This is a genomic window from Cellulophaga algicola DSM 14237, from assembly GCF_000186265.1.
In the GTDB taxonomy this organism is placed as follows: Bacteria; Bacteroidota; Bacteroidia; order Flavobacteriales; family Flavobacteriaceae; genus Cellulophaga; species Cellulophaga algicola.
In genome coordinates this window covers 4,096,374-4,111,991 of record NC_014934.1, presented here as the reverse complement: position 1 = coordinate 4,111,991, position 15,618 = coordinate 4,096,374, and the positions used below count along the sequence as shown (strand labels likewise).

Below are 15,618 nucleotides of genomic sequence, written 5' to 3'. Positions count from 1 at the left end.
AATCTAAAATACTAGGAGTTATTTGGTTAAAATTCTTCAATAAATATCTCGACTGTTTATTTAAATTGCTCCACAAAAAAACCTCGTAATCGTGATATTTACGAGGTTTTTTAATTAAGAATTATTATTTTTAATATAATCTGACTTAACTTTTGCTTGATAACTATTTGCTTCGCTGGTTTTAATACTACTAGGATATAAAGGAGCTAAAAAACCTTCATCACGCCTTCTATCAAAATCATTTTTCCGATAAGGATCAAAAGCTGTACCTGGAGGTAAAGGCCTGTTTTTATCCATATACCAAATATAAAAAGACATCACTTCATTTAATCGACTACCAAAAGGGTCATTTTTACGATCGTAAATATTTATAGTAGCCAAATTTAACTTTTTCTTATTGCTTGGATGTTTTAAATATAAAAACTGCGACCGGTCCCTATCACTATCCGTACTCTCAAATCTATCTAATTTCTCAAAAAACTGAACCTCAAAAAAAAGAACAGTATGAGGTGTTTTATAAAAAAACCGCTTGGGATAAGTAATTGTTCCGTTTAAACGATCTAATACAATTTCTTGAACAGGGTTTAAATAATTAAAGGCTACTCCCCATACTACAAAAACCAAAAGCGGTAAAGTGAATAGTGTTATATACAAATCGAAAGTGATTAAATAGATCATCAATGTTAAAAAAAACCATATTAAAAAAAATGCTTTTAAAACTGAAAAATCATTTACATTTACTACAAAAAACAAATCATTTGCTTCTTGGATTTCTAAATTTTTATTCGGTTTAACAGCTTCAATAGTATAGTTTATATTATTTGGATTAAGCCTTATAATTTTCTTTAACAGTATTGGTTTAAATATATTTTGATCTTCTAATGTAATCCAAGCCATTCTGTACCTTATAATTTTCCATTAAAAATAACATTATTATCTACACTAATGTTTTGTAACATAAAAAAAATTACCCCCTACTCCTACTACTCTACAACTAGATAACTGCTCGCAGCTCTTGTTGTCAATTACTTCTACTTTCTAATTGTACTGATACTAAATTGCTTTGAGACGTAAGCACATGGGTATAATTAGTGGTTGATGTACATTCTAAAAGTGCCTGTATGCATTTCATTAATTTTTCTAAAGCATTAATTTGAAGTGTTTAATGTTCTTTTTTCTTTTACTTTTTTATAGAGAAACAAAGATTAGATTTTAATGAAGTGGTTAATTTTAACCGTTATTTTAAACAAGTACAGGCGCTACCGCTACTCAATTTCGAAATAAAGGGAACCAATGGTACATTAATGAAGCATTTAATCACTTATACCTTTTTATAGTTTAATACCTTTGTTACCTTTATTTAAAGGTCTTGTTAAGTTTTAAAATATGAGTAAAAATTTATCCAATTCCGTACTCTATTTAATGAGTATATCTTCTGGACTTGTTGTTGCCAACCTTTATTACAACCAACCTCTTTTACACCAAATGGTGGTAGAATTTGGAGTTAGTGAATCTGCTATTAGTAATGTACCATTAGCGACACAATTGGGGTACGCTTTTGGTTTGTTATTTATTGTTCCTTTGGGAGACAAGGTTTCCAATAAAAAAATAATACAGTTTGATTTTGCTTTAATGGTATTATCACTAATTGCCGCATCAGTATCAAGTACTTTATATCTGTTAATAATAAGTAGTTTTTTTATTGGTTTTTCATCAGCCTTACCACAATTGTTTGTGCCTATGGTTGCTCAATTATCCGACGATAAAGGACGAGGACGCGCTATTGGTATTGTAATGAGCGGATTGCTAATTGGAATTTTAGGGAGTCGTGTACTCAGTGGTCTTATAGGAAAATGGTTTGGGTGGCGCTCTATGTTTTCTGCTGCAACGGTACTCATGGTGTTGTTGTTTATTCTACTCCAATATAAACTACCGAAAATTAAACCCAATTATAAAGGAAGTTACAGCAGTTTATTAAAATCTATAGGACATTATTTTAAAACAGAACCTTCATTGCGATTAGCTGCTTTACGTGGTGGTCTTGGTTTTGCAGGACTAAGTGTCTTTTGGACCACCTTTGTTTTTTTGATGGAAGATCATTTTAATTACGATAGTGATATTGCTGGAGCTTTTGGTGTCTTTGGTATTGTTGGAGCCCTTGGCGCAACAGTAGTCGGTAAAATGAATGATAAATATGATAGAAAAAGTATGATTATTTTTTCTACTCTATTATTGATGATTTCTTGGGTCATTCTCTTTTTTTCAGGATACACTCTAATCGGTTTAGCCTTAGGGGTAATTATAGTAGATTTAGGGATGCAAGTATTACACATTACAAATCAAGTGACTATTTTTTCTAGGAATCCAGAAGCTAGAAACCGAGTGAATACAGTGTACATGGTCGGTTTTTTTATAGGTGGTGCTTTAGGTACTTTTTTAGGCGCTTACGCTTGGCAACACTATGGTTGGCAAGGTGTTTCTATTTTAGGCCTTCTAATATCTTTGAGTATTTTAATTGTTCAATTTGTTTTTGAACCCAAAACAAAAATTACAAAAAAAGACTGACGCCTCACAACGAACTATCAAGAATATTTCCATAGGAAATGAAACCCTAACCCCAAAATGGATAAGTCAGTAACCGAAGTGGTTCATTTTAATCGGTTTCTACACGTAATATGGGAATAATGGCTACAGAATTTCCAAAGAAAAAACAGCAATGATTCTCATTATCTGAAAGAGACTATTTCAAAATTTAACATCAATACAATAGTGAAAATATAACCTATTACGTAATTGAAACTAAAAAACATCCTAGACTTTTTTACATTAAAAAACCGCAAAGAATATTTCTTTACGGCTTTCCTAACTACTCAACTTAAAATCTTTACTTATTCTACAGACATATATACATTGTCTACATACCAGTTAAATGCTCCGGGAGTTGTGCTATAGGTAGCAAAATCTCCATCGTCTGAACGCATCACAAGGCAGCCTGTTATTTTATCTAAATTTGCTGTAATATCATCTGGTCCTGAACCATTTAATTTAAAATCTGTAAATGGTATTTTTAAGAGATGCCATTCACCATCTCTTAACAATCCATATTCAGGCGTAGCTACCGATAAGGTTACCCAATAATTACCTGCACTGGTATTTATACGTAATCTTAAATTTTTAGTTGAAGATGATTTAAGAGCTATATTATAAAAATTATTTCCAGTAGCATCCATTGGAGACGTCGTAGGCGCCATTATAGACAACGCAAAGCCATTTCCTGTATTTCCTGAATTAACAGGGTCAAATTCATACAAATACGCTTCAGTACCTTCATATACATTCTCGGTGACTTTTGTAATCACAAAACTTCCATTATTTACAGGAGTCTCTCCTAAATTAGCATTGATAATAGCTTGCTCTGAGAAAATTGCTAATCCATCAATAGGGCCTGCTGGGGTAATTGCCGAAACGTTTATTTTATCTAAATTAGTACCACCTCCCGTAAAATATAATCGTAACGTATGGGAACCTTCTTCTAAGCTAATTTGAGGAACTGTTATGGTGGTATAAGTTCCCCATCCGCCAGTATTCGCAAAATTACCCGTTTCGCCTAAAGCTGTAATTTCTCCTGTTTCTTGATCTACAGCTTGTAGTTTTATAGAATTTCCTCCTGTAGTGGCGCCCGATGCAACAACAAAATCAAAATTAAATGTGCCAGCTTCTGAAATAGAAACAGTATAATTTGCCCACTCTCCTTCATTAATATACCCAACATTAGTAACTGTTGTTCCTACTGCAATATCCATCCCATCATCATCACGATATACAGCACTCCCATTAGTCACGGCAAGATTTTCTTCTTCCACATCATGATATCCAATACCTTCTCCTCCTAAATCATAATTCTCTGCTTCTATAACTCCTTCTAAGCTTACAGCAATGCCTCCAAATGGTAAGGGTTCATCTACGCCATCAACTATGATGGTAAAATTTTTAGTTTCAATGCTATTATCTATATATTTTACAACAAGTACCGCTTCAAACGTTCCCGGCGTGTTATACACTACAGATACATCTGAGTTTATTGATGTAGCCGGTGTTCCTCCTTGAAAAGTCCAATCTGTTGTTACGGCCTTTGTAGATGAGCTGGTAAAAGAAACAGCTTCTCCAAATGCTATACTAGTAGTAGATGCATTAGATTCCGTTTGCCCTTTATCATATAGGGTTACTTCTCTAGTTTCCTCATCACAAGATGAAAAGACCACAAGAGAAAATAAAATTAAATACCTGCTACTTAAAAATATATTGCTTTTAAAATTCATCATGGAGTTTGGTTTTAGTTCTACACCACAAATATGTATATTATCTAGGATAAAAAGGATGCTAATAATTTCTCTTTAGGGGGTAAAATGTACGTTTTCAATATTTATGAGCTAAGATGGTTGAAAAAAAATATTCACAATTATATACCACTAATAACCAATACTATACATATAAATACAGCCTTTTCTTCTATTTTTATGGGACATTTTAACCCCTAAAAAAGTATGTATGAACGAACTTTTTTTTGTCTTTACCCCCTATTTTTGTAACAAAGTAAGTACCGTTTAATTTTTTAAAATCTAAGGCTAATTTAAACGAAGATAAATAGCATCACGGTTGTAAAAAAAAAGAATACCAATGCTTTTAAGTAGATTTTATAAGTATATTACAAACCACGTATTACGAACTATTTGGAGCGTTTTGAAATCAATTTTGATTAGAAGAAAAGAAATTATAGGGAGCATTCTATTGCCTAGCTCCTTGTAAAATAAGAACCAACATTACATGCAGCAATCTATTAAAAACATACTCTTTTTAGTAACTTTTGCCTTCGTTTTTTATACTCTGAATGCCCAAGAATCTAAATTATATTTTGACCAGATAAACTATGATGAAGATTTTTCATCTAGTATGATCTCCAGTTTAGTACAAAGTGATAAAGGTTTTATATGGATAGGTACCGAAAATGGATTATTTAAATATGATGGCTACAGTTTTAATAGGTATGTAAGAGATAAAAATGAGGGCAGCCTTAGCAATAGCCATGTTAATGTAATTTTTGAAGATAGCCAAAGAAATCTATGGATTGGTACCAACCACGGAGTAAATCTATTTAATAAAAACGCAAATAATTTTACAAAAATTGATGTTTCGGGTACCAAAGGAGGTCGGAATTATATAAGCTCCATAGTAGAAGATCATGACCACACCGTTTGGGTAGGTACATTTGGTGGCGTAAAAAAAATAAATAAGATAAGTAAGCTTTTAGAACCTATTAAAAGTGATGCTAACTTTATATTAAATAAAAGCAGGGTGTTGTCCTTGTTTTATGATGAAGAATACGGTCTAATTATAGGTACAGCTACAGGAATACAAAGTTTTGATCCTATTACTTCTGAAGTAAAGAAATTCCCTAAGGTCATAGCTGAAAATAAGGAATTTTTAAAAGCTAAGGTATGGAAAACATTAAAAGAACCTAATGGCGATTTATGGTTTGGTACTGAAACTATGGGTGTTTTTTTGTACTCAAAAGCAGAGAATACTTTAACTCAGTTTAAGCACGACTATAACGATGCAAACTCCCTTTCTTCTAATTGGATAAATGATATTATTGCTGTTGATGCTAATACCCTATGGATAGCGAGTCAAGATGGGTTGAATGTGTATAATAAAACTAAAAAAACGTTTGAACGCTATAAGCACAATTCACTAAATAATTTTAGCTTATCGGATAATAATTTACAATGTTTTTTAAAAGATAAGCATGGGTGTATTTGGTTGGGAACTAAAGCTGGTGAAATTAATTTTTACAACAAAGCCAATTCAAACTTCACCAACATAAGTGAAACTATAGCCCCCAATTTTGGACTAAACAATGCTATTGCCAGTGCTCTTGTAAAGGAAAATGATCATGCATTGTGGGTGGGTACTCATGGCGGCGGATTAACGTATTTGAATCTAAAGAAAAACACAGCTTCTTATTTTATGGTAGATGCCATAGATGAAAAAAAGACTAAAAATCTAATTACAGCTTTAGCTCAAAAAGATAAAAACAACCTTATCTGTGGTACTTTTAATGGTTTGTTTTCTTTTGATAAGAACACCAAAAAATTTAATCAAATTTCTTTAGCGGCTAATGGTTTAATAGAAGATGAACGCCCAATAACCGCGCTATTAGTAGACCATGAAAATATATGGGTAGGAACAGACGGTAATGGTTTAAAATGTGTTTTAAAAAATGGTACTGTAGAAAACTATTTAGCCGATAAATCTTCTAGTTCGCTATCGGATAATTTTATTATGGATTTAGAAAACAGAAAAGATGGTATCTGGATTTCTACGCAAAACGGACTGAATTATTTTGATAAAGCTTTAAAAAAAGTAACTAAAACATACCGAACAACAAGTGAGCCTGCCATATTAAACAATAGCCTAACGGTTTTATTTACCGATTCTAAAAAACGATTATGGATTGGAGGCGATTATGATGGATTATTTTACTTTGATGAAGTTGCTAAAAAATTCTTTGTCTTAAATAAAGAAAATGGATTAACAAATGCCACTATTAAAAGCATTAATGAGGATGCACAAGGCAATATATGGGTAGGTTCTGAAGGTTTCCTTTTTAAAGTAAAAATAAAAAATGATAGCAGAACGGCGCAGAACTCTGATTTTGGGATTACTAAATTTTCAGAAAAAGATGGCGTTTCTATAAAACAATTCTCTTACAATGCCAGTCTACTACTTAATGAAAAACAACTTGTTTTTGGAGCAACAAAAGGGATCACCCTATTTGATCCTTCTACTATATACAAAGTACCTAATGACGGGCAAATAGTATTTACAACCCTTATTATAAATAATGAAGTTATAGCCTCTAACCAAAAAAACGGAATATTAAATAAGCCCATTTCAGAAACCTCAGAAATTACAATAAACTACGACCAAGGTTATTTAGGGCTGGAGTTTAGCAGTCTAAACTTTGTAAACCCTAAAAAGAGCAGGTATGCGTATAAATTAGATGATGATTTACGTAATGATGACTGGCACAATACAGGCACACAAAATAGAATAAACCTCTCTAATTTAAATCCTGGAAATTACATCTTATCCATAAAATCTACCAATGAAGATAGTGGTTGGAATCCTAAAATAAAAACATTAAAAATTAAGGTATTGCCACCTTGGTGGAAAACATGGTGGGCTTACCTTATCTACCTTTTCTTATTCATTTTAAGTACCTATATAATTTCTAAGTTTATAAAAAACAGAGTGAAATTAAAAAGAGAATTATTTTTAGAACACGTAGAAAGTGAGCGAAAGCAAGAGATTCTTAATATGCAACTCAATTTTTTTACAAATATCTCTCACGAAATTAGAACGCCGCTAACATTAATAAAAGGGCCAGTTGAAGAACTTCTAGAAGCTCCTAATGATACTAAAACAGAAGGAAAGCTAAAGACTATTCAACAAAACTCAGATCGCTTATTAAAATTAGTAAATGAATTGCTAGATTTTAGAAAGTCTGAAAAAGGACACATGCGTATTTACTGTGAGAAAAAAGATATTGTCGCTTTTTGTTTTGAAATTTTTGAATCTTTTAAAGGACTCGCTGTTAAAAAAAATATTGAGTATAAATTTGTTCTAAACTCTAATTCCATTCACGTCTATTTTGACAAAAACCAGATGGAAAAAGTCATTTTTAATTTACTTTCAAATGCATTTAAATTTACTAAAAAAAATGGTAAAATAGTATTTGCTGTAGAACTAGAAAGCGATCATAGTAAAAAGGTTTTAATAAAAATAAAAGATAACGGCATTGGTATTCCCGAGGCTAGTAAAGTTAATATATTCAATCGCTTCTTTCAAGTAGATGACCGAGGCGTTCACAATATGGGAAGTGGCGTTGGCTTGGCACTTTCTAAAAGTATTGTAGAACTGCATAAAGGAGAGATTACTATGCCAGAAGAAAAGGAAAGCTGGGCAAACACGGTTTTCCAAATAGCGTTATTAAAAGGTAAAAAACATTTAACCGCAGATCAAATTAATGAAGAGGAGACCAATGACCAAGATAACCTCATAGATGCTGATGCTATTCCTTCAAAAATAATTATTGATGATGATTGTGAGATTGAGTTTAGTGCTAATGAATATGATCCTGACAAAAAAACCATATTAATCGTAGAAGATAATGATGAAGTTAGAAATTTCATTATCAATATTATAAACGTGGACTTTAATATCTTAGATTTCTCTAATGCTAAGGAGGCCATTTTATACATGGAAAAAGAAATTCCAGATCTCATTATTAGTGATGTTATGATGCCTGAAATGAACGGATTTCAGTTTTGTAAGCACCTGAAAACTAATGAAAGTACCAATCATATTCCGGTTATTCTTTTAACCGCCAAAGCATCTACAGATAATAAAATTGAAGGGCTTTCTATTGGGGCAGATGCATATATTTCAAAACCCTTTAGTACTAAGGTCTTAATCTTAAGCGTACAAAACCTTTTAAAAACTAAAGAGATATTTCGTCAAAAATACAGTGGTAATTTTATTGTGGATTCTGACCTTGATACCTTAACGACCCCAGAAGAATTGTTTCTAAAAAAACTGATGAAAATTATAGAAGAGAATTTAGAAAATTCTGATTTTGATGTAAATATGCTTATTGATAAAATAGGCATGAGTAGAACTATTTTATACAAGAAAGTAAATACACTTACCAATCATTCCGTTGCTAGTTTAATTAAACATATGAGGTTAAAAAAAGCAGCAGATATTATTCTAAAAACTACATATCCTATTTCGGAAGTTGCCTTTATGGTGGGCTTTAACGATAGAAAACATTTTAGTAGAGAATTTAAAAAAATCTACAACTTCTCCCCTACTTCCTATAAAAATTCTAAAGCGTCCACAGACTAGTTTTTTAAAAATTTAAGAAGCAATATGCAAGGCATTAGCTATACCACATTAATCCTACAGATTTTACAAAAGAAAAAACGGATTCCTAGAGCTCCTTACTAAATTTAGGTTCTTAAAATAGGAACCTTACCCCATCAAAGCAAATTTGCATCAACCTTAAACAAGTGTATAAATAGGCTACTGAAATTTATATTATTTAAACCTACTTAACGATAATTTGGTGTTTTCTTTCCTTAAAAAACATCCTTATTAAACACAAATTATTGTAAAAAACAGCGATACACACAACACAAACACTTGTAAAGCAACTGGTTAACAACGTAAATACGTTCATACCCCTATATACGAATATATTGAACCCTTCCTGTGCAATTTATTAAAGCATATTTGTGTCATCAGTAACATAAATACTAACAAACTTTCTTTACACCATGAAAAAAAGCAAACAGAAAAACGCTGTTTTACGATTTAGTGAACATGCTAAATTAATTCTAGCATTAAGCTTGTGTTTTATATTTTCAACTTCTAATGCACAAGAAACTTCAATAACAGGAAAGGTATTAGATAATACAGGCACACCACTTCCTGGAGTTAATATTGTAGTAAAAGGCACAGCCACAGGAACTCAAACTGACTTTGATGGTGCATATACCATACAAGCAGGATCTACTCAAACCTTAGTATTCTCCTATATTGGATTAAAACAAAAAAGTATTTTAGTAGGGAGCCAAAGCACCATAGATGTTACCCTAGAAGATGATTATGCGGTATTAGATGCAGTAGTCGTCGTTGGTTATGGAACAAAGAAAAAAAGTGACATTATTAGTTCTGTAGTTACTGTAGCTCCAGAAGATCTAGTAAAAGTAGCAACTTCTGATGTTGGTGAAATGCTAAGAGGAAAAGCTGCTGGGGTACAAGTTACTTTAGCTAGTGGAGCTCCCGGAGGTTCTTCTTCTATTACCATTAGAGGGCAACGTTCTATTACTGGAGGTAATGAGCCTATTGTTATAGCAGATGGGGTACGAATAGGTAGTATAAATGATATCAATGCAAATGACATAGCTTCTTTAGAGGTATTAAAAGATGCTGCGGCACAAGCTATTTATGGTGCAAGAGCTTCTAACGGAGTTATTTTAATTACTACAAAAAGAGGAAAAGAAGGAAAAATAAGTCTTTCTTATAATGGCTTTTCAGGAATACAAACGATTAATAGAAATTTTGATATCTATAGCGGTGCTGAATTTGCTCAATTAAAAAGAGAAGCTTTTAGAACCAATAATGGGGGTGAATTTAGACCTGATAATGAAATATTTTCTGCTTTAGAATTAGAAAGTGTTCAAACAGGATCGTATGTAAATTGGGAAGATTTAATCCTAAGAACAGGACATACTCAAAACCATGCTATTAATGTATCATCAGGTACGGATAAGTTTAGCATTTTTAGTAGTATTAATTATATAAACACGGAGGGCGTTGTTCCTAACTCAGATTATAATAAAATTGGATTGCGTTTAAATGCCGATCAGAAAATTAATGATTGGCTTAAAGTGGGCTTAAATACATCTTTTCAATTTTCTGAAACTAACAATCCTAATAATGATGGTGTCATTTTAAATTCAATTACCACAGCTCCCCTAGGTAATGCCTATAATGCTGATGGTACTTTACGTTACTTACCGGGCGGATTTGAAGAAAACAAAAACCCATTAATAGATTTAAACGAAACTACAAACTTAGTAAATGAAAGAAATGATATCTTAAATCTATTTGTAGATGTGAGTCCATTCCAAGGGTTTAATTACCGTTTAAATGCAAGTAGACGCTCTTGGAATTACAAAAGAAAATCATACAATACTACGGAGTCTTTATCTGGAATAGCAAACAATGGGCAAGGTAGCGGAAGTGTGCAATTTCAAGATAATGTAGAATGGCAACTAGAAAACATACTTACCTATAAATTAGATATCAAAGATGTACATCATTTTGATTTTACCGCTGTGCAAAGTATTTCTGAAACGGAGTATTATAGTTTTGAAAATGCTTCAGAAAGAATTCCGAATGATATCTTAGGCATTAATGGCCTTGAAGGTGCTTTTTTAAATACTCAAGCAGTTTCTGCAAATAAAAGAGGTATCGTTTCTGCCGTAGGTAGAGTAGAATATAATTATGATAATCGATACTATTTTACAGCATCAGGTAGAGCAGATGGTTCTACCGTATTTGGTAGAAATAATAAATGGGCATTTTTCCCTGCAACAAACTTTGGTTGGAATATCTACAAAGAAAACTTCTTAAGTGAGGTGGAAGAAATAAGTAATTTAAAATTAAGATTAAGTTACGGTAGTGTTGGTAACGAAGGTATTAATCCGGGTCAGAGTCAGAGTACCGCAGACCAAAGAGATTATATCATTAATGGAAACCAGGTATCTGGATATATACCAGGAGATGTGTTGCCTAACCCAGACTTAAAATGGGAGACTTCAACTACTTTCAATGCCGCTATAGATTTTGGATTATTCAAAAATAGAATTACGTCTACCGTTGAATATTACAATACAAGAACAAACGATTTATTGGTCTTAGAAAGATTAGATCCTTCTTCTGGTTATGCCTCTAAACTTACCAACCTTGGCGAAGTAGAGAACACAGGTATAGAAGTAACCTTCAATGCCGATATCATAAGAAAGGAAGATCTAAAAGTAAATTTAGGCCTATCCTACACGAAAAATAATAATAAAATTATAAGCTTGTATGGTAAAGATGCTGATAATGATGGTATTGAAGATGATGATGTTTTAAACCGAAGATTCATTGGTGAGCCAATCAATGTTTTCTATCAATATGAGCCTACAGGTATTTTTCAAGAAGGCGAAAACATTGTAAACTCTGCACAACCTTTAGCGTTGCCTGGAGATATCAAATTACGAGATGTAAATGGAGATAATGTCATTAATGATGATGATCGTGTTATCACATCCCAAACACCAGACTGGTACGGAACCATATCCCTTGGAGCAGAATATAAAGGCTTAGATTTTTCTGCAGATGTATATGCCGTGCAAGGTGTAACACGAAACAATCCTTTTTTATATGGATACTCAGAAGGGGGTTCTCTTAGAGGAGTTAAAAATGGAATCAAACAAAATTATTGGACTCCTGAAAATCCTGGAGGTGATTTTCCAAGACCAAGAGAAGGTAATGATCCAAACAACATATTTTCATTAGGATTACAAGATGCTTCTTATGTACGATTACAAAATGTAACCTTAGGGTATACTCCACCTGAAGATTTACTAACAACATTTGGCTTAACGAAATTAAGACTATATGTAACCGGTAGTAATTTAATTACGATTACAGATTTTCAATCGTATAGCCCAGAAAGAAACCCTGATCAATATCCAGAAGCGGTTACGGTGGCTATTGGTTTACAAGTAGGATTTTAATAAAAAAGTTAAAAAAAGAATATTTTAAATCAAAAATTATGAAAAACGTTAAGCATTTAATCTTATCACTCGTACTAATTGCTTTTACTATGGTCTCCTGTGAATCATTTCTAGAGGAAGAGATTCTGGATGAAGTTTCTGTAGATTATATTTACAACTCTGGAGAAGGTTTAGAGGTTGGAGTAAACGCACTTTACAATAGAATGAGAATGTACAATTCTCCTGAAGGCGATGGCACCAATTTACAAGCAAATGTATTTTTCTTAGCCGCTACAGATTTAGGGCTTCACAGAACATGGTTTACACCCTACGGAAGTACAGAACACACCCCCGCGAGGTTTCCTGCAGATAAATGGAACAACGCTTACAATATCATAGATAGAGCTTCTGCTATTATTACAAGTGCACGTTCTGTGTCTATGGATGAAACCGAAAAAAATAAATTAGTTGCGCAAGCAAAAGTAATTAGAGGAGAATTATATTTAGATTTAGTACGTATGTATGGAGGTATTATTCTGGATACAACCCCTACTACTCCACAAAATATTAATGATCCTATTGTTTATGAAGTAGCTAGTGAAGATGCTATTTTCGGTGTTATAAATCAAGATCTTGATTTTGCAATTGCACATTTAGATTGGCAAGAACCAACAGGTAGATACCAACAAGGGGTTGCAAGACATTTAAAAGGTAAAGCTGCTATGTGGATTAATGATTGGGAAGAAGCTGCTACTCAGTTTGATGCTATAATAAGTAATGGAACACATAGCTTGGTCGCTTTAAACCAAGTATTTGGCGCAGATGCCAATCACGCAGAGGCACTATTTGTATATCAAAAAAATCAATCTCTAGGAGAAGGAGATGATCTTGCTGGTGGTAGTGGCTTTTGGTTAGGGAGTGTCTTTAATCAAAGACTTTATGAAAAACAATCTGGCTCTGATGCTGTTGCTGGGGGTGAAATTATTAATGATGTAGCTTATGGCGGACAATCATTAGGATGGTTTTTTCCAAATAGCTATTTAGAATCGCTTTATGAAAAAGACAATGACCTGAGATACACTACGTATTATTGGCCAAAAGAATATACTGATTATTTGGTGAATAATCCTGCGCATCCAAATTTTGGACAAACGATAACGGAACCAGAAGATAACTATAGAAGGTTTCATTGGAGTCTAAAAAAATACGCAGATTTTGAAACAAAATTACCTAACTCAAATGAAAGCTATAAAGATTTAATCTATTACAGGTTTGCAGAAACATTATTACTTGCCTCAGAAGCACATCATAATTTAGGCGAAGATGGTGTAGCTTTATCATACATCAACCAAATTAGAAGAAGAGGTTATGGTCTAGATCCTAATACTGCTGCACCAAGTATAGATTTTACTTCTTGGACTCTTGACACCTATTTAGAGGAATCTGCAAGAGAACTTGCTTTTGAAAATAACCGTTGGTTTTTACTAAAACGTCTTGGTAAACTGGGAGAACGTGTTTCTCTTTATTACCGCAATGGAGATAATACAGGAGCAGAAGCAAATGATGAAAATAATAGTGCTACTCCATGGCAATCGCATTTTATCAATTGTCCAGTACCACAAAGCCAAATAGATATTATGGGAGAAAATGCTTCTCAATTTAATATTGGCTATTAATTCAGAAATAGGAATTTAAATTCCCCGAAAAAAACAACTATAAATAACAAATAAATACTATAATTAATGACACATTGGTTAAAATTTTTAAGCTTAGTTTTTCTATTAACATCCTGCTCTTGTTCTCAAGATGAAAAGATTGTTTTTGTAAATGGAGATGAAGCTAGTCTAGCATCAAATAATTCTAATTTGCTTACGGCAAAAAAGATAATTCTAGAAATGAATGCAGGCTTTAATGTAGGGAATACGTTTGATAACAACGTTAACAATCCAACTTTTAGTAGTGTAAAACCTATTATAGACTTCTATAAGGAAGCGGGTATGGACCATGTTAGAATCCCAACGACTTGGATGGATAGATTTGAGGGTGATCATCTTGCTGATGCCGATGGGAATATTAATGTTAATCACCCAAGGTTTTTAGAGCTTGTTCAAGTTATAGATTATGCTATTAGTCAAGAAATGTATGTGGTACTAAATACACATCATGAATCTTGGTTGAAAGATAATTATGACGGATCTTCTAGTTTTGATATTAAATTTGAAACTCTTTGGACTGGAATAGCTACTTATTTCAAAGATTATCCAAGTTTTTTAATTTTTGAAGTGCTCAATGAACCAGAAGGTAATTTAGGTGAAAATGATGGTACAGGTCCATTTCCAGACCCAACAGATCCTACAGCATTAGCGTATACTAGAAAAGTAAATAAAATAGGTTACGATGCTATTAGAAGCACGGGAAGCAATAATACCACCCGTCTTGTAATGGTTGGAGTAAATAGTCAAGGTAATGCCTTATACATAGATGAAGTGTATCCTGATAAAGCTAGTCTTCCAGGAGCAGGAGAAGATGCTTTTTTAGCGATACAAGTACATAGTTATTCTCCTTGGGCTTTTTGTGGTGAAACTGGTAGTAATGCAGCTTTCCCTGGCAATTCTTTTTTCGAAACAGGTATACAAGAGGTAAGCGTCCATGCAGCAACATTAGATGTTCCTGTAAACTATGGAGAGTTTGGTGTTGGAAGAGAAACAAATGTTGAGGAACGAAATACAGCTATCGTTAGAGGGTATTATAAAACCTTTGCGAATGCCACATTGGGGCAATCCATGTCTTTTACCGTATGGGATGACAGAGGATGGTTTGGCTTAATAAATTCTAATGCAACAGCATTTACGTATGATATTGTTCCTACCATGTTAGAATAGTTTCCTGGAACTTTTCTGTAAAGTCTTTTAGACTACTGAAATTGTAAACGCCTTTCTTGAACAACAATTCAATATTTCTGAGCGTAGTAACGCTCAGAAATATTTGTATTTAAAATTTAAATATAGTTGAACGTTTATTTTGCTAAACCCCTACTCCATTACAGGTTTAGAAAATCTTTTGAAGCGTGGAGCCAAAAAACCCACTCTTCTTTTTATAAACAATTACAATTAAAAAAAAATATAAGAACCACATGACTACTATTCAATGTTAAACTGTTATTTTCAACATCATAAAACGTATTGAATCTCTAGTTCAACCTAAGAAGCAGAAATGGGTGGGCATC

At 32.8% G+C, this 15,618-nt stretch carries 7 protein-coding genes; 5 read left to right on the top strand and 2 right to left on the bottom strand.

From position 1 onward, the window contains the following. Positions 1 to 114: 114 nt before the first annotated feature. A complete protein-coding gene (locus CELAL_RS17905) occupies positions 115 to 897 on the bottom strand; it encodes a hypothetical protein (RefSeq protein WP_013552302.1) in 783 nt (260 codons plus the stop codon). A gap of 489 nt (positions 898 to 1,386) precedes the next feature. Between CELAL_RS17905 and CELAL_RS17900 the strand changes: the two genes are divergently transcribed. Beyond that, positions 1,387 to 2,565: an MFS transporter gene (locus CELAL_RS17900; protein ID WP_013552301.1), complete on the top strand. Its 1,179-nt coding sequence runs from the start codon at positions 1,387 to 1,389 to the stop codon at positions 2,563 to 2,565. Positions 2,566 to 2,888: 323 nt separating this feature from the next. Here the strand turns inward: CELAL_RS17900 and CELAL_RS17895 are convergent, their stop codons facing one another. Then, positions 2,889 to 4,322 (bottom strand): carbohydrate-binding protein, encoded by a 1,434-nt coding sequence (locus tag CELAL_RS17895; RefSeq protein ID WP_013552300.1) that lies wholly within the window; start codon positions 4,320 to 4,322, stop codon positions 2,889 to 2,891. A gap of 502 nt (positions 4,323 to 4,824) precedes the next feature. On the opposite strand from CELAL_RS17895, the gene CELAL_RS17890 reads away from it, so the two are divergent. The 4 genes from CELAL_RS17890 to CELAL_RS17875 all read left to right on the top strand — a co-directional run bounded on the left by CELAL_RS17890 (position 4,825) and on the right by CELAL_RS17875 (position 15,274). Further along, positions 4,825 to 8,967 (top strand): hybrid sensor histidine kinase/response regulator transcription factor, encoded by a 4,143-nt coding sequence (locus CELAL_RS17890; RefSeq protein WP_013552299.1) that lies wholly within the window; start codon positions 4,825 to 4,827, stop codon positions 8,965 to 8,967. Between the two features lie 431 nt (positions 8,968 to 9,398). Continuing rightward, the gene (locus tag CELAL_RS17885) at positions 9,399 to 12,413 is read left to right on the top strand and encodes a SusC/RagA family TonB-linked outer membrane protein (RefSeq protein WP_013552298.1); all 3,015 of its coding nucleotides are present in this window, start codon (positions 9,399 to 9,401) and stop codon (positions 12,411 to 12,413) included. Positions 12,414 to 12,451: 38 nt separating this feature from the next. Continuing rightward, a complete protein-coding gene (locus tag CELAL_RS17880) occupies positions 12,452 to 14,068 on the top strand; it encodes a RagB/SusD family nutrient uptake outer membrane protein (RefSeq protein ID WP_013552297.1) in 1,617 nt (538 codons plus the stop codon). 66 nt (positions 14,069 to 14,134) lie between these two features. Continuing rightward, positions 14,135 to 15,274, top strand: coding sequence for a glycoside hydrolase family 5 protein (locus CELAL_RS17875; RefSeq protein ID WP_013552296.1), 1,140 nt, complete (start codon positions 14,135 to 14,137; stop codon positions 15,272 to 15,274). The last annotated feature ends 344 nt before the right edge of the window (positions 15,275 to 15,618 follow it).

Bases quoted from the DNA above. Each gene is read 5' to 3' on its own strand.
- CELAL_RS17890 (WP_013552299.1), top strand. From the start codon at position 4,825: ATGCAGCAATCTATTAAAAACATACTCTTTTTAGTAACTTTTGCCTTC.
- CELAL_RS17875 (WP_013552296.1), top strand. From the start codon at position 14,135: ATGACACATTGGTTAAAATTTTTAAGCTTAGTTTTTCTATTAACATCC.
- CELAL_RS17880 (WP_013552297.1), top strand. From the start codon at position 12,452: ATGAAAAACGTTAAGCATTTAATCTTATCACTCGTACTAATTGCTTTT.
- CELAL_RS17905 (WP_013552302.1), bottom strand. From the start codon at position 897: ATGGCTTGGATTACATTAGAAGATCAAAATATATTTAAACCAATACTG.
- CELAL_RS17900 (WP_013552301.1), top strand. From the start codon at position 1,387: ATGAGTAAAAATTTATCCAATTCCGTACTCTATTTAATGAGTATATCT.
- CELAL_RS17895 (WP_013552300.1), bottom strand. From the start codon at position 4,322: ATGATGAATTTTAAAAGCAATATATTTTTAAGTAGCAGGTATTTAATT.
- CELAL_RS17885 (WP_013552298.1), top strand. From the start codon at position 9,399: ATGAAAAAAAGCAAACAGAAAAACGCTGTTTTACGATTTAGTGAACAT.